Raw genomic sequence first — 18,959 nt, forward strand, 5'->3', positions numbered from 1 at the left:
CGGTCCTCCCGGCGAAGGAGAAAACTGTCACCCATGCAATCAGTCCATTCTGTTACCTATCTATCCGGTTCGGACAACGGCATCTTTCTCCCCGTCACTATACGGGGAGAAATGTCCGGCAGGACAATGAGGGGCGGCGCCGAGACCGGCAATTGGCCTGAAGCGACTACCCTGACCTGGACGGATTAAGGCCAAAGCGCCTCGATCGCCGCCAGCAGCACACTCAGGTCGCTATGGTCGCGCAGCGGCAGAACCGAAAATCCTCGCTCGCTGGACGCGTCGCCGTCGATCAGCCAGCCGCGCGACAGGCCGGCGCGTCGCCCCGCCTCCATGTCGGCCGGCTTGTCGCCGACGATGAGTGAACGCTGGAGATCGAGGCGGAGGCGCCCGGCCGCCTCGATCAGCATGCCCGGATTGGGCTTGCGCATCGGATGCTCGGCAATGGCAAGCGGCCCACTGCCTGCCTCGTGATACGCGCAGGCAAGCACCAGGTCCACGAACGCGCCCTGATCGCGCAGCAGTTCCAAAACCCGGCCGTTCACGTTGGCGAAAACACTCCAGTCAAAATACCCGCGCGCGATGCCGGACTGGTTGGTCACCACGACGACAGGGATTCCGGCCCGGTTGGCGGCAGCGATCACTGGCGCGATATCTTCGCGCAGCACGACCTGGGCCGGATCGCTGGGGTAGCCGCTATCGACATTGATGGTGCCGTCGCGGTCGAGGAACAGCGCCGGCATACGCTCGGGAAAAACCTTATCGCCGATCCTCTCCACCCACAGACCCGGCTCCACCAGCGGGTGCGAATTCACCGCCCTGTCAGCCATCACAGAGGCGCGCTTCGACCATTTCGCACAGATGATGATAGAGGCACAGATGCCCCTGCTGGATGATCGGCGTCGAGGTCGAGGGCACGTTGAGCAGGATGTCGGACAGCGGCTTGAGCTTGCCGCCGCTGTCGCCGGTCAGGCTGATCACCGTCATGTCCATCATGCGCGCCTGTTCGGCGGCGGCGAGGATGCTGGGCGAGTTGCCGCTGGTCGAGATGGCGAGCAGCACGGCGCCCGCGGCACCATGCGCCTCGACCTGGCGTGAAAACACCGTGTCGAAGCCGTAATCATTGCCCCAGGCGGTCAGCACCGCCGCATTGGCCGGCAGCGCGATGACGTTGTAGGCCTTGCGCTCCTTCAGGAAGCGGCCGACCAGTTCGCCGGCGATGTGAATGGCGTCGCTGGCCGAGCCGCCATTGCCGCAGATCAGCAGCGCCTTGCCCTGCGAAAGCGCGGCGACGACGGCGGTAACCGCCCGCTCCATCTCGCTGGTGAGGTCGCGCTCGACCATCGCGGTGATCGCGGCCGCCGAGCGGACCAGGTATTCGTTCAGTGCGGACATGAAAACCTCAGTTTGTGCTGCCGGCGCGCAACTTGCCGATGGTGCCGGTGGTGCTCTTGCCGGCGACGAGATCGACCAGCACGACGCGGCCGCCCGCCTTTTGCACGATTTCGGCGCCGACCACCTGATCGATCGTATAGTCGGCGCCCTTGACCAGTATGTCGGGCTTCAGCGCCTCGATCAGCGCGAGCGGCGTGTCTTCCTTGAAGACGACGACGGCATCGACCGAGGCAAGCGCCGCCAGCACGCAGGCGCGATCATGCTCGTCGTTGACCGGGCGCCCCGGCCCTTTCAGCCGGCGCACCGAGGCATCGCTGTTGAGGCCGAGAACCAGCCGGTCGCACTGGCTGCGCGCCGCGTGCAAAAGGCTGACATGGCCGGCATGAAGGATATCGAAGCAGCCATTGGTGAAGCCGACGCTCAGGCCTTCGTCCTTCCACGTCGCCACCAGCCGTGCGGCGGCAGTGGCATCGAGAATTGCATCCTTGTGGGCAACCGGTCCATGCGAGCGAAACAGCGTCCCGGTAAGTTCCTCGACCGTCAGCCGTGCGGTGCCGCGTTTTCCCACCACCACGCCAGCCGCCGCGTTGGCGATGGCCGCGGCAATGACGCGGTCGGCGCCCGCAGCCAGGGCCAACGCAAACGTAGCGATGACAGTGTCGCCGGCGCCGGAAACGTCGAACACCTCCCGCGCCTGCGTGGAAATGTGGCGGGCATCGTCGGCATCGACGACGCTCATGCCTTTTTCGCTGCGCGTCGCGACGACGAACTCGAAGCCATGTGCCGAGATCAGCTCACGCGCCGCGGCGACGATCTCGTCATCGGCAAACACCGCGCGTCCGACCGCCTCGCCAAGTTCCTTGCGATTGGGCGTGATCGCCGTCGCCCCGGAATAGCAAGCATAGTCGCGGCCCTTGGGATCGACCAGCACCGGCTTTCCCGCCTCGCGGCAGATCGAGATCAGCTCGCCGGCGACGCCGTCGAGCAACATGCCCTTGCCGTAGTCGGACAGGATGACGATGTCGGCTTGCGCGAGCCCGGCCCGGAACAGCCGGATCAGCGTTGCCCGCTCCGCGTCGCCCAGCGGCTTGATTTCCTCTTCGTCGAAGCGCAGCACCTGCTGGTTGAGCGCGCTGAAGCGGCTTTTCGACGAGGTCATCCGGTTGGCGTCCTGCGCGAGACCGCCAGTGTCGACGCCAAGCTCGGTGAGCATGCGCATGAGATTGTCGCCGGCCGGATCGGCGCCGATCACCGAAACCGGTATCGCGGCGGCGCCGAGCGAGACGATGTTGGCGACGACATTGCCGGCGCCGCCCATTGCCGAGGTTTCGCCACGCCCGCGCAGCACTGGAATGGGCGCTTCAGGCGAAATCCGCTCGATGATGCCGTTGACGAAACGGTCGAGGATGAAGTCGCCGACCACCAGCACGGTGACGTTGCCGAACCGCGAGATGGCGCGGTGAAGCGGTTCGGGAGAAGGCAGGTATTGCTCGCTCATGTCATCTTCGACGTGCAATGAGAGCCGGTCCCGATGCTGTGAAAACGCTGGACTGGCAGGGCTGGTCGTTCATGGCGAAGCCGATATACCGCAATTCGGCTCAGCGCAACGGCAGGCACCGAACGGCCCACAGCCAAAGCCGGTCGACGGATCAGCTTTTCTGCAAAGCCACATGGACACCCAATCCGACGAGCACCGCACCGCCCGCACGCCGCATCAGGCGTTGCGCGTGGCTCGAGCGTCGCAGCCTGGTGATCAGCGCACCCGCCAGCACCACGCACATGACATCCGCCGAGGAGAACATCAGATTGACGATCGTCCCGAGGACGAGGAATTGCAGCCAGACGGGAAACGTCGCCGATGCGTCGATGAATTGCGGCAGGAACGCCATGAAGAAGATTGCAGTTTTTGGATTGAGCACCTCGACGGTGATGCTCTCGAAAAAGGCGCGGCGGGCGGATTTCGGCTCGATGCCTGAGATAACAGCATCGTCTTGCGCCCTGGCGCGGAACAGCGACACACCCAGCCAGATCAGATAGAGCGCGCCGGCCAGCTTGACCGCCATGTAGAGCGTCGGCACGGCATGGAAAAGCACGGACAGTCCTGCGGCGGCAGCGACGACGTGCACATAGCCGCCAAGATGGATACCCAACGCCGCCGTCAGGCCGGACCAGCGGCCGCGCGCCATGGTTTGCGCAGCAGTGTAAAGCATCGCCGGACCGGGGATGTAGGCAAAGATCGCCGTGGTGGCGAAAAAGGCGATAAGCAGTTCGGTCGACGGCATTACCCTTGCTCCTGTCGTGCTTCGCCGGTGGATCGCCGACTGAAGCGAAAGCTGTGCGGCGGCACTGAGGTCTGCAGCCAACCGCCGGATTGCGACCTGCTTTATCGACAGCCCCGCAAGCCTCCCCTATAAGGGCCGGAATCGGCACAAGATACCAGAGGCTTTCATGATCATCGTCACGGGCGGCGCCGGCATGATCGGCTCAAACATCGTCGCCGCGCTCAATGCCGAAGGGATCAGCGACATTCTCGTCGTTGACGACCTGACCGACGGCCACAAGATCGCCAATCTTGCCGACCTGCAGATCGCCGATTATCTCGACAGGGACGATTTCCTGCCGCGGATGGAGGCCGGCGACCTCGGCCGCATCGAGGCCGTCTTCCACCAGGGCGCCTGCTCGACCACCACCGAGTGGAACGGCAAGTTCATGATGGAGGTGAACTACGCCTATTCGAAGCGGCTGCTGCATGCCTGCCTGGCGCTGCGGCTGCCTTTCCTCTATGCCTCCTCGGCTTCCGTCTATGGCGGCGGCGCCGAGTTTCGCGAGGAGCCGGACTGCGAGCGCCCGCTCAATGTCTATGCCTATTCAAAGAAGCTGTTCGACGACTATGTCCGCCGCACCGTCTTCGATACTGACCATTCGCCGGTGGCCGGCCTGCGCTACTTCAACGTCTATGGGCCGCGCGAGGCGCACAAGGGCGCCATGGCCTCGGTCGCCTACCACCTGTTCAACCAGGTCGAGCAAGGCCAGAACCCAAAACTGTTCGGCGCCTATGACGGTTTCGGACCCGGCGAGCAGAGCCGCGACTTCATCCATGTCGGCGACGTTGCCGATGTCAATCTGTGGTTGTGGAAACGCGGCTCGAGCGGCATCTTCAACTGCGGCACCGGCCGTGCCCAGCCGTTCCGCGCCATTGCCGAAACTGTGATCGGCGCGCTGGGCAAAGGCGAGATCGAGTTCATCGACTTCCCCGATCACCTGAAGGGCAGCTACCAGAGTTTTACGCAAGCTGATATGTCCCGGTTGCGCGCCGCCGGTTACAATGGTCAGTTTCGCACAGTGGAAACCGGCGTCAGAGACTATGTCGAATGGCTGAAAGCCCAACGATCCTCGTGATCGGCCCACGCTGGGTGGGCGACATGGTGATGGCGCAGTGCCTGTTCTCGGCGCTGAGAGAGCTTCACCCGAACGCCGCAATCGACGTGCTGGCGCCGGCATGGGCGGCGCCGCTGGTCAAGCGGATGCCCGAAATACGCCGGCAGGTCGATCTGCCGCTGAAATCCGGAGCGCTGGAATTCCGCATGCGAAGGCGCTTCGGCCGCCTGCTGCGCGGCCACTACGACATCGCCTATGTCATGCCTGGAAGCTGGAAGTCGGCGCTGGTCCCGTTCTTTGCCCGCATTCCGCGCCGTGTCGGCTACCTCAAGGAAATGCGCTACGGGCTGCTGACCGATACCGTAGCCTTGCCCGACGATGTGAAACGGCGCACGGCGCAGGCCTATTTCGGCCTCGCGCAAGGCGGCACGTTCCGTGCTCCCAAGCTCGCCGTCGACACAAAGAACCAGGCGGCATTGCTGGGCCGTTTCGGGCTGGAGGCGGAAAAATTCGTCGCGCTGATGCCCGGCGCCGAGTTCGGCCCCGCCAAACGCTGGCCGAGCGACCGCTATGCCGGCCTTGCCCGCGACATGATGGAAAAAGGTTTTGCGGTCGCGCTGTTCGGGTCGAAGAACGACGCTGAGGTGACGGCGGAAATCGCCACGCTTGCACCTGATGTTGTCGACCTCGCCGGCCAGACGCGGCTCGAGGACGCCATCGACCTGATCGCCGCGGCCAGGCTTGCGGTGTCGAACGACAGTGGACTGATGCATGTCGCCGCCGCGGTCGGCACGCCGATCGTGGCCGTCTACGGCTCGACCTCGCCGCACAATACGCCGCCGCTCGCCGAGCAGCGCGAACTGGTCTGGCTCGGCCTGTCCTGTTCGCCCTGCCACCGGAAAATCTGCCCGCTCGGCCATCTCAACTGCCTGAACACGCTCGAGGTGGCGCAGGTCGCGGCAGCGGCGGAACGGCTGCTGGAAATGCCGGCCGCCGCATGAGGGTGCTGATCGTCAAGACATCTTCGATGGGTGACGTCATCCACAGCTTTCCAGCCGTCGAAGATGCCCGCCGCAACCGGCCGGACGTGTCGTTCGACTGGTGTGTGGAAGAGGCTTTTGCCGGCATCGTGGCGCTGCATCCGGCGATCGCAACCATCCACACCGTGGCAATCCGGCGCTGGCGCACAAGCCCGCTCGGCCCCAGCACATGGCGCGAGGCAGCGGGATTGCGCCGCGCCTTGCGGGAGTGCCGCTACGATCTCGTCATCGACGCGCAAGGATTGCTGAAATCGGCCGTGGTGGCGAAACAGGCCGCGGCGCCGATCGCCGGCTTCGACCGGTCGAGCGCTCGCGAGCCCTCGGCGACCTTGTTCTACGACCGCCGCTATGCTGTGCCGCGCGACCTGCACGCCATCGAACGTACAAGGCGGCTGTTCGGGCTGGCGCTCGGCTATGAACCGGACTTTTCCGGGCTCGACTCCGGCATCGTGCCGCCGGCCGTCGGTTCGACTTTTGTCGGCGAAAAAGCCGCCTTCCTGTTGCACGGCACCAGCCGCGAGGACAAGAAATGGCCGGTCGGCGACTGGATCGAGATTGCCCGGCTTCTCGTCGAAAGAGGAATTACGCCGGTCACCACCTGGTCGAACGACAGGGAACAGGCGGTTGCCGAGGCGATCGCCCAAGCCGTTCCACAGACCACACTGGTGCCGAAATCACCGCTTGCCGAGATCGCCGCGATCATCGGCCGGTCGGTGCTGATCGTCGGCGCCGATACCGGCCTTACCCACCTCGCCAGTGCCTTCGGCCTGCCGACCGTCGCGGTGTTTGTGGCGACAGAACCCGGCCTGACCGGCCCGCGCGGGCCGTTCTCGTCAACGCTGCTGGCCACGCCCGGCGCTCGTGTCGCGCCTGAGGAGGTGTTGGCTGAGGCAGAGAAGTTGCTGGAGCGCCAAGCGCTTAGTCGGGCCGGCGCCAGCAAGAATTGATTTGTGCAAATCAATTCAATCGGAAAGGTCGGCGCCGCCCCTCATCCGCCTGCCGGCACCTTCTCCCCGTATAGTGACGGGGAGAAGGGGGCTGGACGCGAACTCGGCGCCTGTCCTGCAACGCTGACAATTGGCGAAACCGTCAATGACGGCGTCCCTCTCCCCGTCACTATACGGGGAGAAGTGCCCGGCAGGGCGATGAGGGGCAGCGCCATTCCTGGATCGGAATAGCAACGTTCAGCACCTCAGATGAACTGCACCTGGACGATCTCGTAGCCCCGCGCGCCGCCTGGCGCGTTGACCTCGATGGCATCGCCGACTTCCTTGCCGATCAGCGCCCGCGCGATCGGCGAGGAGATCGAGATGCGGCCGGACTTCACGTCCGCTTCCTGGTCGCCGACGATCTGGTAGGTCTTCTTCTCTTCCGTGTCCTCGTCGACCAGCACCACGGTCGCGCCGAACTTGACCTTTTCGCCGCTGAGCTTGGTGATGTCGATCACTTCGGCGCGGGCGATAAAATCCTCGAGCTCGTTGACGCGGCCCTCATTGAGACTCTGCGCCTCTTTCGCCGCGTGGTATTCCGCGTTTTCAGAGAGATCGCCGTGCGAGCGCGCTTCGGAGATTGCTTCGATGATGCGCGGCCGCTCTTCCTGCTGGCGCCAGCGCAGTTCTTCCTTCAATGACGCGAACCCCTCGCCTGTCATCGGGACCTTGTTCATAATGCCTGACCTTTCCTGCCGCCGCCCCCGCATTCCGGGAGCGACCTTGTCGATGGGGTACAAAAAGAAAACGGTCCGGCAGCCTCGGGCTAACGGAACCGTGTCACCGCAATTTCCTCCAATATAGCAATCTTCGCGGGTTTTTCACGCCAAAAAATCGGTTTTGAAAAATTCGCCCGCCATTTGCGGAAATGCCGTCATGGCAGCCCGGCTGGCCGAGCGAGCGGCAATAAAAACCGGCTGCGATTGCTCACAGCCGGTGGTGAGGCGTGTTCGGGCTTCTATTCAGCTCTTCATGAAACGGTCTATCTGCTCGGACAGCATGCCGTATTCACGCGATCCCTTGCCGATGCGTTTCTCGATCTCGCGGAGCTGTTCCCGGGCGCCGGCGAGATCGCCGATCTGCAGATGCGCCTCGCCGAGATATTCGCGTACCAGCGTATAGTTCGGATCGATGCGCAGCGCTTCCTCATAATAGCCGAGACCGACGGTGACGCGTCCGGAATGGCGGTGCGAGTAGCCGAGGTAGTTGAGGATGCGAGGGTCTTTCTTGTCCGCAGCCAGGCTGAGCACGGCGATCGCCTCGTCATAACGTCCTGCCATCGCCAGCGCGCGGCCGGCCTCATAGATGTTGTCGTCGTCCAGCATGCCGTGCTTGGGCGCGACGCACTTCTTCAGCTTCTTGTCCCAGACCTTGCCTTTCTTGCACTGTGTCGTCTGGCTGCCATCGCCACCGCCTCCACCTTCACCGGCCGAAAACGCCGGAACAGCAAACAGCGGCAGGGCGGCAACCGCCAGAACCTGGATCAGCAATCGTCTGCGCATCGAACTCTCCCTGAAGCATGACAATGCAAGACTAACGCCGGGCAAAAGCGGTTTCATCCCGGAAAAAAGCCACGGCCAGTGAAAGCCTTTTCAACGGCCCGCGCCAGTCGGAAAATGGAAGCGCCGAACAAAACGTGACGAGCGCTGCAAATCCGCTATCATCCAGCAAACGCCAACGGAGTATGCGGAGACGGCAAGTGCAGCGGCGCCTTGAAAAAGAATGGGAGCTTTCGATCGGTCCCGACACGGTGCGCCTGTTCATCCTCAAGGCGAAGGCGTTGAGCGCCGCCGTCAACGAAGACTATGCCGATGGCGCCGAGCACGAGGTAGAACTCGATAGCGAGGCGCATGACAACCATCATCATGACGGTCTCGTCGAGGAGCGTTCCGAGGACCTCACCGAAGAAGAGCTGCGCGAACTGATCAACGATCTCAATGTCGACGAGGCGGCCGAACTCGTCGCCCTCGCCTGGGTTGGACGCGGCGACTATGACGCCTCGGAATGGGCGGACGCGCTGACGGCCGCGCGCGAGCGCGCCAACAAGCGCACGGCGAAATATCTGCTCGGCATGCCGCTGTTGGCCGACTGGCTGGAGGAAGGGCTGGAAGCGATCGGTGCGTAACACCGCGGTCACTGTTTGTGATCGGCCAACGCCCTCGTTCAGGCAACTTCCGCATTCCCCCGCCGTTAAGGGCGAATGGCGGTGGTGATCTCTCCTACATCGATCAGAATGGCCGGATTGATCAGATTGGCGCTGCCTTTGGCGGCGGCGATGCTGTCCGCAGGAGCGGCCCTGGCCCAAGCTCCGGAACTGCCCGATAAGGTGCCCGTCCCGGAGCTCAATCAGTCGCAATCAGCGCAAGAAGCCGCGCCTGCCGACGTGCCGATCCCCGAGCCGCGCCCTGGGGATGCGCCAAAGCCTGATCAACCGGCGACCGACAAAATGGACCAGCAGAAGTCGGACCAGCATCAGCAAGCCCGGCCGCAGCCGCCGGCAGTCGCTCCGACGCCGACCGAAAACCCCGCCGAGGCAAAACCACCGGCCGCCGCGCCAAAACCACCGGATAAGCCGGCGCAGGCGCCGGAGAGAAAAATTCCTCCCGACCCGCGCTCGGCCGCTATGCCGCAGGAGAAAATGCCGGACGAGGAACTGGCCTGCCGCAGGCGGCTGAAGTCGATGGGCGTCGACTTCGAGGAACGCAAAGCCGAGCACGATGCGGCGGTCGGCTGCTCTGTCCCCTATCCGATCGCACTGAAGACGCTGGGCAAGTCATTGGATATCAACCCCGAATCCGAGTTGAACTGCCGGATGGCCGAGGCCGCCGCGCGCTTCGCCGCCGATATCGTCCAGCCGGCGGCCAAGGCCGAGCTCGGCGCCGAACTCAAGTCGGTCGGCCAGGCATCCGCCTTCGTCTGCCGCCACCGCAATGGCGGCGGGAAATTGTCGGAGCACGCCTTCGGCAACGCGCTCGACATCGCCAGCTTCACGCTTTCGGACGGCAGGAGGATCGACATCCGCCCGGCGCCGCCGGAAAAGGAGGCGAAATTCCTGAACGCAATACGCAAGGCAGCCTGCGGACCGTTCAAGACCGTGCTTGGCCCGGGCAGCGATGCCGATCATTCGCTGCATCTCCATCTCGATCTTGCACCGCGCCGCAACGGCGGCACCTTCTGCCAGTGATATGGTTGCGGACCGACGCGCCGCAATTTGGCCGCAGCCGTAAACGCAGCCGCTGATTTTTCCTTTACTGTTGGCGGGTAAGCTCCGTTTCATCTGATCATGACCCCGAAAAGTGGGATCCGGTTTTCGGAGAAAGATCATGATCAAACGATGACATGGAGCCTGATCGGCTCGGGGACCGGGAACCTGCCAATGGCCGGGATATTTCGCGCCGCGTCTGTAGCCGTGCGGCAAGTGAGACGCGCGCGCATGATTGCCGGCGGGCTTGCCATCGCAGCGGTCTCGGCCTGCACCACCGGCAGCGTGCTTTCCCTGGAACCGGCCGTCGATGTCGGCAGCCAGACATCAGCTGTCCCAGAATACGCTGGCCAGAAATACGCTGGAATGCAGCGCCTCGTCCCGTCCAACCCCTACATGACCGCCGCCTATCCGCGCATGGACGAGCCGATGGCGCCGACCGAACAGATGCCGGCCAGCGAGGTCGAGTGCCGCAGGGATTTGAAGCGCCTGGGCGTCGTCTACAGCGACCTTGCGCCGATCCGCGAAGGCCAGTGCGGCATCGACTACCCGGTCAAGATCTCGGCCATCGGCCGCATCGGGATGAAGCCGGCCGCGACGCTGACCTGCGACATGGCCGCCACCTTCGCCGGCTGGGCCAGGAATGAACTGGTCCCGTCCGCCCGCTGGCGTTATTTCTCCGGCGTCAGGACCATTCGCCAGGGCTCGAGCTATTCCTGCCGCAGGATCGCCGGCGAAGGCACGCTGTCGGAGCACGGCAAGGGCAACGCGCTCGACGTCATGAGCATCGAGCTTAGCAATGGCAAGGAGATCGACGTGCGCAAGCCCGGCCTGTTCGCCTTCCGCACCCGCGGCTTCCTCAACACTGTGCGCGCCGACGGCTGCCAGTATTTCACCACCGTGCTCGGTCCCGGCTACAATTACGACCACCGCAACCATTTCCATTTCGACATCAAGAACCGCAAGAACGGCTACCGCGCCTGCCGCTGAGCCCGAGCGCGTGCCCACTGCCCAAGGTGTGCGCCGCCGCGTAGAATGACGTCACATAAGGTGATGTCATATCACCACGGTGGTGTCGCATGAGCCGACGAAGCCTTCGACGACGCGCAACGATCTGGCTGGTGGCGTTCTGTGCCGGCTATCTCGTGCTCGCCTATTTCGCCGCGCCGGAATTCTGGACCCTGCGCGACCGCAATTTCCGCACGCAGCGCTTCGAGATGGTGACGCACACGCCGCAAGGCATCGCGGGCGATCCGATCAATGTCGGCCTCGTCGGCACCAAAAAAGAGCTGGTCCATGCCTTCGCCGTCGCCGGATGGGACACCGCCGACCCTCTCACGCTGGAGACGGCGATCGAGATCGGCGAAAGCGTGCTGTTCGATCGGCCCTATCCCGACGCGCCGGTCAGCCGGCTGTTGTTCGAAGGCCGTGCACAGGATCTGGCCTTCGAGAAGCCGGTCGGCGACAGTGCCGACCGGCGCCATCACGTCCGCTTCTGGCAGACCGATGCGACTGGAGACGATGGCCGGCCGCTCTGGCTGGGTGCGGCAAGCTACGATCGCGGCGTCGGCCTCAGCCACGACACCGGCCAGATCACCCACCATATCGGTCCCGACATCGACGCCGAGCGCGACTTCCTGATCCGCGACCTGTCTGCCGCTGGCATGCTGATCTCGACCAGCGAGATATCGGGCATCGGTGCGACAAAGACCGGGCGCAATGGCGGCGGCGATCCCTATTTCACCGATGGCAAGGCGGTGGTTGGCCTGCTGCGGCAGCTGCCGTAGGCACAAGACGAAGAGACGGTCCTGTCGGACTGTCTCCTCGAAGACGTCGTCATGCACGCCATCTGGCCGGTGACGCGCAGCCTGAAGCCAAAAGTGCGTGTCGTCGTCGACGCCCTGATCGAGCATTTTTCGTCGCCGCCATGGGATGCCGCATGAGATGGTGCGCCCGCCGGCATGAAAAATGACGGCCGTCTATTTTCGAAGACCGCGCCGCAATGCTATTGACCGCGCATGCTTTACGCTGAAATCGCTATCGTGGTCGTCCTCATCTGCGTGAACGGCCTTTTGGCAATGTCCGAGCTTGCCATCGTCTCGTCACGGCCGGCCCGCCTCAAGGCGATGATCGACCGCAACGTCACCGGCGCCGGACGCGCCTTGGCGCTCGGCTCCAATCCAGGCAAATTCCTGTCGTCGGTGCAGATCGGCATCACCCTAGTCGGTGTTTTGTCCGGCGCCTTTTCCGGCGCCACGCTCGGCGAGCGGCTGTCCGTGTTCCTGGCATCGACCGGCATCCGCGAAAGCCTTGCCGACCCGATCGGAGTCGGCATCGTCGTCGCCCTCATCACCTACTTCTCGCTGATCATCGGCGAACTGGTACCCAAGCAGATCGCGCTGCGCGATCCCGAACGCGTCGCCGCCAGGGTTGCTCCGGCGATGACCATCCTCGCCACCGTCTCGGCGCCGCTGGTTTTTCTGCTCGACATTTCCGGCCGCGCCATGCTGTGGCTGCTTGGCCAGCGCGGTGAAAGCGAGGAGAAGGTCACCGACGAGGAGATCAAGATGCTGGTCGCCGAGGCCGAGCATCACGGCACCATCGAATCCGACGAGCGGCGCATGATCGCCGGCGTCATGCGGCTCGGCGACCGCGCCGTCCGCGCGGTGATGACGCCGCGCACCGAGGTCGACTGGATCAACCTGCAGTCCGACGACGCGGCGACCCGCAAGCTCTTGATGGAGACCCAGCATTCGCGCCTGCCGGCCGGCGATGGCAGCGTCGACGCCATGATCGGCGTCGTCCAGACCCGCGACGTGCTGGCCGCGATGCTCGGCGGTCGCGCGCTCGACCCGCGCCGGCATGTGCGCACCGCTCCCATCGTCCATGACCAGGCCGACGCGCTGGACGTCCTTTCGACACTCAAGGAATCCAACGTGCCGATGGCGCTGGTCCATGACGAATACGGCCATTTCGAAGGCATCGTCACCCCGGCCGACATACTGGAAGCCATCACCGGCGTCTTCCGGGCGGACCTCGACGCCGGCGACGAAGAAAACGCCGTCAAACGTGACGACGGCTCATGGTTGCTCGCCGGCTACATGCAGGCCGACGAGATGGCCGACGTTCTCGGCATCGACCTGCCCGAGAACCGCGACTACGAGACTGTCGCCGGTTACGTGCTGGCGCATCTGCACCATCTGCCGACGACCGGCGAATGCGTCGATGCGCAGGGCTGGCGCTTCGAGGTCGTCGACCTCGACGGCCGCCGCATCGACAAGCTCATCGCCACCCGCCTGCCCGGCGGCCATCGCGAAATCGTGCGGTAGCAGTCAACGCGATGGGTAGGCAAAGTCGGTCCTGGATCGCGGAAGGACATGGTGGATTCTGATCGGATCGACAAGCTGATCGCAGCGGTGCCGCCCGCCTTGGCGCTTCGCGCCGGGCTGGACCTTGGCATCTTCACCCGGCTCGGTAGCAGCGCGGTGACTGCCGACAGCCTTGGAGCCGAGCTCAAAGTCGAGCCCGATCGTCTGTCGCGGCTCCTCTACGCGCTCGCCAGCATCGGTCTCCTCGAAGTCAAGGATGGTCGATTTCGCAACGGCGCCGAAGCGGCGGCCTTCCTCGACGCGTCCAAGCCGACCTATCGCGGCGGCGATCATGCGCTCCTGCGCGAGCTCTGGGGAGCCGACCTGCTGACCGCAGAGTCGCTGCGACAGAACCGGCCGGCTGCGCTGCACGACTTTTCCGAAGCCGGGCCCGAGGCAGCGGCGGCCTTCAGCCGCATGCTCGCACCGGGCGGGGTAATTTTCGGCCGCCATCTGGCCCGGGAGATGGACCTCTCGGCGATCGGCTCGGTCATCGACATCGGCGGCGGCCCCGGGACCATTCTCGTCGGACTTCGCGAGCGGCGGCCGCAGATTGCGGCGACGCTGATGGAACTCCCAACGGTCGCAGCGGTCGCGAAAGATATCCTGTCAGAATACGGTGCCGACGACGTGGTTGTCGAAGAGGGTGACATAATCGTCGCGCCGTCGATCGGTCGGCACGATCTGGCGATCCTGAAGGCCGTCGTCCAGGTCCTGCCGCCCGACCAGGCGCGCAGTTCGATCCTGAACGCGGCGCGTTGCCTCACACCCGGCGGCGAGATCGCAATTGCGGGGTGGGGTGTCGTCGATGACGACCGCCTCGGCCCGCCTGAGGGTGTGTTTCTGAATCTCACCTTCCTGAACCTCTATCGCCACGGCGAATCGTACACTGAAGGTCAGTATCGCGCGTGGATGACCGAGGCTGGATTCCGGGATATCTCCAGGTCGCGCCTGACGGACGGCTCCACCTTGTTTCGTGCGCGCCTCACGGGCTGATCGTGGCTGAATGGCCAAGCGCAATCCTGACGCTTCCGGAAGCAGCTGGCGACGGCCCGGGGCATCTGCCAGCAATAGCCGGGCGCTTTAGGGAAGCCCGGGAATGCTGCCGCGGGATAAGGTCATGGCGGACCGGCCGCGAGCGCAGTACAGCGCGCTTCATATCGGCGCGCGCGGTTGCTCAACATCGCTGCGTTCGCTTAATAAAGCCGATCATCAACGCGGCTGCCGCCTCGGCGTGGGTTTCGAGCAGGAAGTGGCCGCCGTCGAAGATGTGCGCTTCCATACGTGGAAGGTCTTGCATCCACGACAGTGTTTCGGCGATGTCGAAGAACGGGTCGTGGCGGCCCCACAGCATGAGCGCCGGCGGTTGCCACGTTTCGATATAGTCGGCGATGAGACTGAAGCGCGCGACATGGTTGGCGTAGTCGACGAGGAGCGCGCGTTGTGTTTCCATGCCGCCAGGCTGATTCATCACCCTCCAGTCCTCGATCCAGGGTTCGCCTTTGATCCGGGCAGCGACATCCTCCGGCAAGCCGCCCAAATATTGCTCGCGGGTGCCTTCCAAGGTCAAAAACGCCGTAGCCTCCCGTTCGTTCTCTTCCGTCGGGTTTGACCAGAACTCGAATGTGGCTTGCCATTGCGGTCCGAACCCTGTGCGGTGTGCGTTGGCGCTCTGAATGATGAGGCCGCAGACGAGGTCGGGGGATTGCATGGCGACCTGGAGACCAACAGGCGCGCCCCAATCGTGCAGGTAGATGAAGCGCCGATCGATCGCGAGATGAGTTAGGAGCTCCTGGATTGCGCCGCTGAACGCTTCGAACGACGACGCGGGCAACGGCGCCGATTGGCCGTAGCCAGGCAAGTCGGGGGCGATGACGAAGGCGACACGCGCAAGGCCGGGAATGATGCCCTGGAAGGTGCGCGACGAACTCGGGAAGCCGTGCAGGAGCAGCAGCGCGGGATTGGACGCATCACCCGCGGTGATGAAGCAAAGCTCGGTCCCGCCGGACAGGCGCAGCCGCTGTTGCGTGGGGGATGTCATGCCTGCACTCCTCGCACTGCTCCGGGATGGGCTCGATCAGGGTGCATCTCCTGTGTTCGCTTGATGAACTCGACCATCAGGGAGAGTGCTGGTTCGGCGTGCGTCTCGAGCAGGAAGTGCCCGCCGTCGAAAACATGCGCTTCCATACGCGGTAGATCCTGCATCCAGGACAGCGTTTCGGCGATATCGAAATAGGGGTCGTGACGGCCCCACAGCATGAGCGCCGGCGGTTGCCATCTCTTCAGATAGGCGGCGATCGTATCGAAACGCGCGGCATGGCTTTTGTAGTCGCCGATGAGCGCGCGGTGGGTCTCCATGCGGCCGGGAAGGTTCATCACCCTCCAGTCCTCGACCCAGGGGTCGCCCCTGATCGTGGCGGCGACATCCTCTGGCAGGCCGCCCAAATATTGCTCGCGTGTGAATTCGAAGGTCAGGTCGGGGGTCGCGGCCGCTTCGTTCTCATTTGTCGGTTCTGACCAGAATTTCAACACGGCGTCCCCGACGGGACCGAAGCCGGTTCGATGCGCGTTTGCGTTCTGGATGATGAGACCCGAAACCAGCTCGGGCGCTTGCGTGGCGATCTGCAGACCCACGGCGGCGCCCCAGTCATGAATATGGATGAAGCGGCGCCCGATCGCGAGGTGGGTCAGCAATTCGGAAATCGCCTCGCTGATCGCGGCGAAGGAGGGTGTCGGCGGGACGTCGGACCGGCCATGGCCCGGGAGGTCGGGCGCGATCACATAGGCTGCGCCCGCCAGACCTGGAATGACATCGCGGAATGCATTTGCGGAGCTGGGAAACCCATGCAGGAGGAGCAAAGCGGGGTTGGATGGATCGCCCGCAGTGACGTAGGCAAGCTCGGTTCCACCGGAGAGACGCATTTGGCGTGAGGCAGGCAGTCTCATGTTCAGGATTCCCTTTTTGCCGTCCGGAATAGAGTTAAGTCCAAACGAGTGGCGCGAGTTCCGCACGTCGCCGACAGCGTTGGTCGGCGAGAGGCGGGGGTATTGCGGCCGAAAACGTTCCCTGCAAGTGGCTGGAAGCCCGTGATCCGTTTCGGCCGTCGCTACTCGGCCGAGGATCAGCGGCCGGCTGGTGTTGCGACAACGCGCTCTATCGCCGTCGCCAGGAAGGTCGTGCCGCGCCGGTGCTCGCTGCTGTCCTGGCGCATGAACAGGCCGTTGGCGATTCCCTCATACATACCGAGCAATGCATCTGCCACCTCGCCCGGCACGCCTTCCTCGGCAAGCAGCGCGGCACGCTCCTCCGGCGCAACAAGCACAGGCGTCACCGGCCGAGAACGTCCGCGAAGGCCGATGCCACGTCGCCGGCGCTCCAGTCTTCCGGTCCGCCCAGCTCCACGACCCGCTTTCCGGTCCACTCCTCGCACAGCACGGTCGCTGCCGCGCGCCCGACATCGATCGTGCTCACCATCGGGATTTTCTGCGACGGCTCGATAAAGGTCGGCAGTATGCTTTGCGACAGGACCGGTTGCGCCACCTCGCTCCAGGTTTCGACAAAATACCCCGACCGCAGGAAGGCGGTGGCCGGCGCCACGCCGTCGAGCAGCGCCTCGAAGCGGTTGAGGGTGGCGATGACGCCGGTGCCGGAGGCATGCTGCGCGCCGATGGACGACAGGACGACGGCCTTTGGCAGACCCGCACGCCGTGCCGCATCGGCAAGCGCGGCGCCGATTTCTTCCGTGCGCTGATAGGGATCACCGCTCACCGGCGGCGGGTTGAGCAGGAACGCGGCCCGCGCGCCGGTCAGGGCAGCGGCCATGGCGCCGACGTCCTCCATGCTTGCGACGGCTACCTCCGCGCCGAGGGCTGTCCATTTTTCGCCTTGTTCCTTGCGACGCAGGACGACGCGCACGGCTTCGCCGCCTGCGATCAGGGCGCGCGCGACCTCGCCGCCGGCCCGTCCGTTTGCTCCAAGCACGACATACATCACTTCTTCTCCTTCTGCTCGCCTGACCTTCATCCGGCCTGACCTTCATCTCGATTGACGGGGGAACGATAGGCGCAGGCTTTCCATGCGTCCAATGCATGGCGTATATAGTTACCATGCACGAAGTGGATTTATGCCGGATCGACCTGAACCTGCTGGTGGCGCTCGAAGCGCTGCTGGACGAGAGGAACGTCACCCGTGCCGCAAGCCGGCTCGGCATGAGCCAGCCCGCCGCCAGCCGAGCGCTCGGCCGATTGCGCGCGCTGTTTTCGGACGCGCTGCTGGTCGACGGACCGGGCGGCTACGTCCTCAGCGCCCGTGCGGAAGAGGTGCGCCCGGTGCTGCGCGGCATCTTGGCGGGTGTGCGAGAGATGGTCGAGGCGAACGCGTTCGATCCCGCCACGGCGACCGGCCGGATCCGGCTGCTGATGCCCGATCTCCAGGCCGCCGTGCTGGCGCCGCATCTTCTCGTCCGCCTTGGACGCGAGGCACCGTCCCTCGATCTCGATATCGTCGCGCCGGGCACGGACGCGGTCGAAGTGCTGGAGCAGGGTATCGCGGATGCGATGGTGGCGCTGGTCGACGAAGCCCCGGCCGGCATCCGTCGCCGCGGTCTCTATGACGAGAAGCTCGTGACACTGATGCGCGCCGAGCATCCAGCGCTCGCCCGAAAGCTGACGCTCGAGCGTTTCCTGGAGCTTGAGCATATCGTGGTGAGCGTCACCGGCGTCGGGCCTGCGCCTGTCGACGAGGTGCTTGCCCGCATCGGGCGAACGCGGCGGGTGAAGCTGCGCGTGCCGAACTTCTTCGCGGCGGTCGAGATCGCCGCTCGCTCCGACCTGATCATGACCCTGCCTTCGAGCCTGGCGCGAGCGGCCGCCAACATGAAGCGCTTCGTGTCGTTGCCGCCGCCCCTCGATCTTGGCAGCTTCACGATGAGCCTCGTCTGGCACGCGCGCCAGCAGGACGCGCCCAGGCACATATGGTTGAGACGTGCCATTGTCGCGGCGGCGGCGGACATGTCGTCGGCGATCGACGTTGGAAACTGAGGCCGCAAGGCGGCTCTCTGGAGCACAACGCCTCGAGCCGACCCGCGTTCAGGAAAGATGCTCTAGAAGGATCTCAACCGAAGCCCAGGTTCGGCGCTTGCGTTTCCGCCTGCTCGGGTGCCTTTAGTCACGGTCGGCCCCCTCCGCCTGCCAGAGCTGGATCGGGTTGCCCTCCGGATCTGCAAGCCGGGCGAACCAACCATTAGGGTAATGTTCGGTGTCGACCTCAACCGCAATTCTGGCTGCCGTGAGCTGTGCGACCATGGCCTGGAGGTCGCGCACGCGGAAATTGATCATCCACGGCTGGTCGGCGCGACCGAAATAGTCACTATCCGCAGCAAACGGTGCGAAGACGGTTGCGCCCTGCTGTTGCTCCCACGAGCGTTGATCGTAGCTTTCTGGCGGCAGCGCCACGCCGAGATGGTCGGCATACCATCGAGCGAGCGCATCGGGCTCCTTCGCTCTGAAGAAGAAGCCACCGATGCCGAGCACCTTTTCCATTGTATCTCCTTACCGACTCGATCGCGGTGATGACCGGCCCAATCCATAT

At 64.4% G+C, this 18,959-nt stretch carries 19 protein-coding genes and 1 pseudogene; 10 read left to right on the forward strand and 10 right to left on the reverse strand.

The window, feature by feature from the left end; genetic code table 11:
• Positions 1-185: 185 nt before the first annotated feature.
• The 4 genes from AC0L28_RS02700 to AC0L28_RS02715 all read right to left on the reverse strand — a co-directional run bounded on the left by AC0L28_RS02700 (position 186) and on the right by AC0L28_RS02715 (position 3,674).
• Complete coding sequence (locus AC0L28_RS02700; protein WP_473475411.1) at positions 186-827, reverse strand: D-glycero-alpha-D-manno-heptose-1,7-bisphosphate 7-phosphatase; 642 nt, start codon at positions 825-827, stop codon at positions 186-188.
• Positions 820-1,392 carry a D-sedoheptulose-7-phosphate isomerase gene (locus AC0L28_RS02705; RefSeq protein WP_473475413.1) on the reverse strand — a complete coding sequence of 191 codons (573 nt, stop codon included), beginning with the start codon at positions 1,390-1,392 and terminating at the stop codon, positions 820-822. The genes AC0L28_RS02700 and AC0L28_RS02705 overlap by 8 nt, the downstream gene beginning before the upstream one ends.
• Before the next feature lie 7 nt (positions 1,393-1,399).
• Positions 1,400-2,890 (reverse strand): D-glycero-beta-D-manno-heptose-7-phosphate kinase, encoded by a 1,491-nt coding sequence (gene rfaE1, locus AC0L28_RS02710; RefSeq protein ID WP_473475415.1) that lies wholly within the window; start codon positions 2,888-2,890, stop codon positions 1,400-1,402.
• Between the two features lie 151 nt (positions 2,891-3,041).
• A complete protein-coding gene (locus AC0L28_RS02715) occupies positions 3,042-3,674 on the reverse strand; it encodes a LysE family translocator (protein WP_473475417.1) in 633 nt (210 codons plus the stop codon).
• A 166-nt stretch (positions 3,675-3,840) separates the two neighbouring features.
• On the opposite strand from AC0L28_RS02715, the gene rfaD reads away from it, so the two are divergent.
• Genes rfaD through waaC form a run of 3 tightly spaced genes read left to right on the forward strand, consistent with a single transcriptional unit; the run spans position 3,841 to position 6,757 of the window.
• Positions 3,841-4,791 (forward strand): ADP-glyceromanno-heptose 6-epimerase, encoded by a 951-nt coding sequence (gene rfaD / locus AC0L28_RS02720; RefSeq protein WP_128247261.1) that lies wholly within the window; start codon positions 3,841-3,843, stop codon positions 4,789-4,791.
• Positions 4,764-5,771: a lipopolysaccharide heptosyltransferase II gene (gene waaF / locus AC0L28_RS02725; protein WP_473475419.1), complete on the forward strand. Its 1,008-nt coding sequence runs from the start codon at positions 4,764-4,766 to the stop codon at positions 5,769-5,771. Before rfaD ends, waaF begins: the two co-directional genes overlap by 28 nt.
• Complete coding sequence (gene waaC, locus AC0L28_RS02730; protein WP_473475421.1) at positions 5,768-6,757, forward strand: lipopolysaccharide heptosyltransferase I; 990 nt, start codon at positions 5,768-5,770, stop codon at positions 6,755-6,757. Before waaF ends, waaC begins: the two co-directional genes overlap by 4 nt.
• A 245-nt stretch (positions 6,758-7,002) precedes the next feature.
• On the opposite strand, the gene greA is transcribed toward waaC, so the two are convergent.
• Both greA and AC0L28_RS02740 read right to left on the reverse strand, forming a co-directional pair.
• Positions 7,003-7,476: a transcription elongation factor GreA gene (greA, locus tag AC0L28_RS02735; protein ID WP_023799806.1), complete on the reverse strand. Its 474-nt coding sequence runs from the start codon at positions 7,474-7,476 to the stop codon at positions 7,003-7,005.
• Positions 7,477-7,761: 285 nt separating this feature from the next.
• Positions 7,762-8,301 carry a tetratricopeptide repeat protein gene (locus tag AC0L28_RS02740; protein WP_023799807.1) on the reverse strand — a complete coding sequence of 180 codons (540 nt, stop codon included), beginning with the start codon at positions 8,299-8,301 and terminating at the stop codon, positions 7,762-7,764.
• A gap of 197 nt (positions 8,302-8,498) precedes the next feature.
• Here AC0L28_RS02740 and AC0L28_RS02745 point away from each other — a divergent pair, with 197 nt between their 5' ends.
• The 6 genes from AC0L28_RS02745 to AC0L28_RS02770 all read left to right on the forward strand — a co-directional run bounded on the left by AC0L28_RS02745 (position 8,499) and on the right by AC0L28_RS02770 (position 14,365).
• Positions 8,499-8,924, forward strand: coding sequence for a DUF3775 domain-containing protein (locus AC0L28_RS02745; RefSeq protein ID WP_023799808.1), 426 nt, complete (start codon positions 8,499-8,501; stop codon positions 8,922-8,924).
• 150 nt (positions 8,925-9,074) lie between these two features.
• Positions 9,075-9,983, forward strand: a complete 909-nt coding sequence (locus tag AC0L28_RS02750; protein WP_441295549.1) for an extensin-like domain-containing protein — start codon at positions 9,075-9,077, stop codon at positions 9,981-9,983.
• Positions 9,984-10,175: 192 nt separating this feature from the next.
• Positions 10,176-10,991, forward strand: coding sequence for an extensin-like domain-containing protein (locus tag AC0L28_RS02755; RefSeq protein WP_287240007.1), 816 nt, complete (start codon positions 10,176-10,178; stop codon positions 10,989-10,991).
• An 89-nt stretch (positions 10,992-11,080) separates the two neighbouring features.
• Positions 11,081-11,788, forward strand: a complete 708-nt coding sequence (locus tag AC0L28_RS02760) for an LssY C-terminal domain-containing protein (RefSeq protein WP_473475424.1) — start codon at positions 11,081-11,083, stop codon at positions 11,786-11,788.
• A 231-nt stretch (positions 11,789-12,019) separates the two neighbouring features.
• Positions 12,020-13,330 carry a hemolysin family protein gene (locus AC0L28_RS02765; protein ID WP_287240008.1) on the forward strand — a complete coding sequence of 437 codons (1,311 nt, stop codon included), beginning with the start codon at positions 12,020-12,022 and terminating at the stop codon, positions 13,328-13,330.
• 99 nt (positions 13,331-13,429) lie between these two features.
• Positions 13,430-14,365: a methyltransferase gene (locus AC0L28_RS02770; RefSeq protein ID WP_287260274.1), complete on the forward strand. Its 936-nt coding sequence runs from the start codon at positions 13,430-13,432 to the stop codon at positions 14,363-14,365.
• 181 nt (positions 14,366-14,546) lie between these two features.
• Here AC0L28_RS02770 and AC0L28_RS02775 read toward each other — a convergent pair whose 3' ends face one another.
• The 3 genes and pseudogenes from AC0L28_RS02775 to AC0L28_RS02785 form a co-directional block, all read right to left on the reverse strand.
• Positions 14,547-15,410: an alpha/beta fold hydrolase gene (locus AC0L28_RS02775; RefSeq protein WP_473475426.1), complete on the reverse strand. Its 864-nt coding sequence runs from the start codon at positions 15,408-15,410 to the stop codon at positions 14,547-14,549.
• Positions 15,407-16,315, reverse strand: a complete 909-nt coding sequence (locus AC0L28_RS02780; protein ID WP_473475428.1) for an alpha/beta fold hydrolase — start codon at positions 16,313-16,315, stop codon at positions 15,407-15,409. The genes AC0L28_RS02775 and AC0L28_RS02780 overlap by 4 nt, the downstream gene beginning before the upstream one ends.
• A gap of 176 nt (positions 16,316-16,491) precedes the next feature.
• Positions 16,492-17,360 (reverse strand): annotated as a pseudogene (locus AC0L28_RS02785) (NmrA family NAD(P)-binding protein).
• A 116-nt stretch (positions 17,361-17,476) separates the two neighbouring features.
• Between AC0L28_RS02785 and AC0L28_RS02790 the strand changes: the two are divergent.
• Complete coding sequence (locus AC0L28_RS02790) at positions 17,477-18,409, forward strand: LysR family transcriptional regulator (RefSeq protein ID WP_473475810.1); 933 nt, start codon at positions 17,477-17,479, stop codon at positions 18,407-18,409.
• Positions 18,410-18,532: 123 nt separating this feature from the next.
• On the opposite strand, the gene AC0L28_RS02795 is transcribed toward AC0L28_RS02790, so the two are convergent.
• Complete coding sequence (locus AC0L28_RS02795) at positions 18,533-18,910, reverse strand: VOC family protein (protein WP_473475430.1); 378 nt, start codon at positions 18,908-18,910, stop codon at positions 18,533-18,535.
• Positions 18,911-18,959 lie beyond the last annotated feature (49 nt).

Source organism: Mesorhizobium sp. WSM4847, assembly GCF_055811335.1.

Coding starts and splice junctions, on each gene's coding strand:
- AC0L28_RS02795 (WP_473475430.1), bottom strand. CDS start 18,910: ATGGAAAAGGTGCTCGGCATCGGTGGCTTCTTCTTCAGAGCGAAGGAG.
- rfaE1 (WP_473475415.1), bottom strand. CDS start 2,890: ATGAGCGAGCAATACCTGCCTTCTCCCGAACCGCTTCACCGCGCCATC.
- AC0L28_RS02715 (WP_473475417.1), bottom strand. CDS start 3,674: ATGCCGTCGACCGAACTGCTTATCGCCTTTTTCGCCACCACGGCGATC.
- AC0L28_RS02775 (WP_473475426.1), bottom strand. CDS start 15,410: ATGACATCCCCCACGCAACAGCGGCTGCGCCTGTCCGGCGGGACCGAG.
- AC0L28_RS02750 (WP_441295549.1), top strand. CDS start 9,075: ATGCTGTCCGCAGGAGCGGCCCTGGCCCAAGCTCCGGAACTGCCCGAT.
- AC0L28_RS02700 (WP_473475411.1), bottom strand. CDS start 827: ATGGCTGACAGGGCGGTGAATTCGCACCCGCTGGTGGAGCCGGGTCTG.
- waaC (WP_473475421.1), top strand. CDS start 5,768: ATGAGGGTGCTGATCGTCAAGACATCTTCGATGGGTGACGTCATCCAC.
- rfaD (WP_128247261.1), top strand. CDS start 3,841: ATGATCATCGTCACGGGCGGCGCCGGCATGATCGGCTCAAACATCGTC.
- AC0L28_RS02705 (WP_473475413.1), bottom strand. CDS start 1,392: ATGTCCGCACTGAACGAATACCTGGTCCGCTCGGCGGCCGCGATCACC.
- waaF (WP_473475419.1), top strand. CDS start 4,764: ATGGCTGAAAGCCCAACGATCCTCGTGATCGGCCCACGCTGGGTGGGC.
- AC0L28_RS02755 (WP_287240007.1), top strand. CDS start 10,176: ATGGCCGGGATATTTCGCGCCGCGTCTGTAGCCGTGCGGCAAGTGAGA.
- greA (WP_023799806.1), bottom strand. CDS start 7,476: ATGAACAAGGTCCCGATGACAGGCGAGGGGTTCGCGTCATTGAAGGAA.
- AC0L28_RS02790 (WP_473475810.1), top strand. CDS start 17,477: ATGCACGAAGTGGATTTATGCCGGATCGACCTGAACCTGCTGGTGGCG.
- AC0L28_RS02780 (WP_473475428.1), bottom strand. CDS start 16,315: ATGAGACTGCCTGCCTCACGCCAAATGCGTCTCTCCGGTGGAACCGAG.
- AC0L28_RS02765 (WP_287240008.1), top strand. CDS start 12,020: ATGCTTTACGCTGAAATCGCTATCGTGGTCGTCCTCATCTGCGTGAAC.
- AC0L28_RS02760 (WP_473475424.1), top strand. CDS start 11,081: ATGAGCCGACGAAGCCTTCGACGACGCGCAACGATCTGGCTGGTGGCG.
- AC0L28_RS02740 (WP_023799807.1), bottom strand. CDS start 8,301: ATGCGCAGACGATTGCTGATCCAGGTTCTGGCGGTTGCCGCCCTGCCG.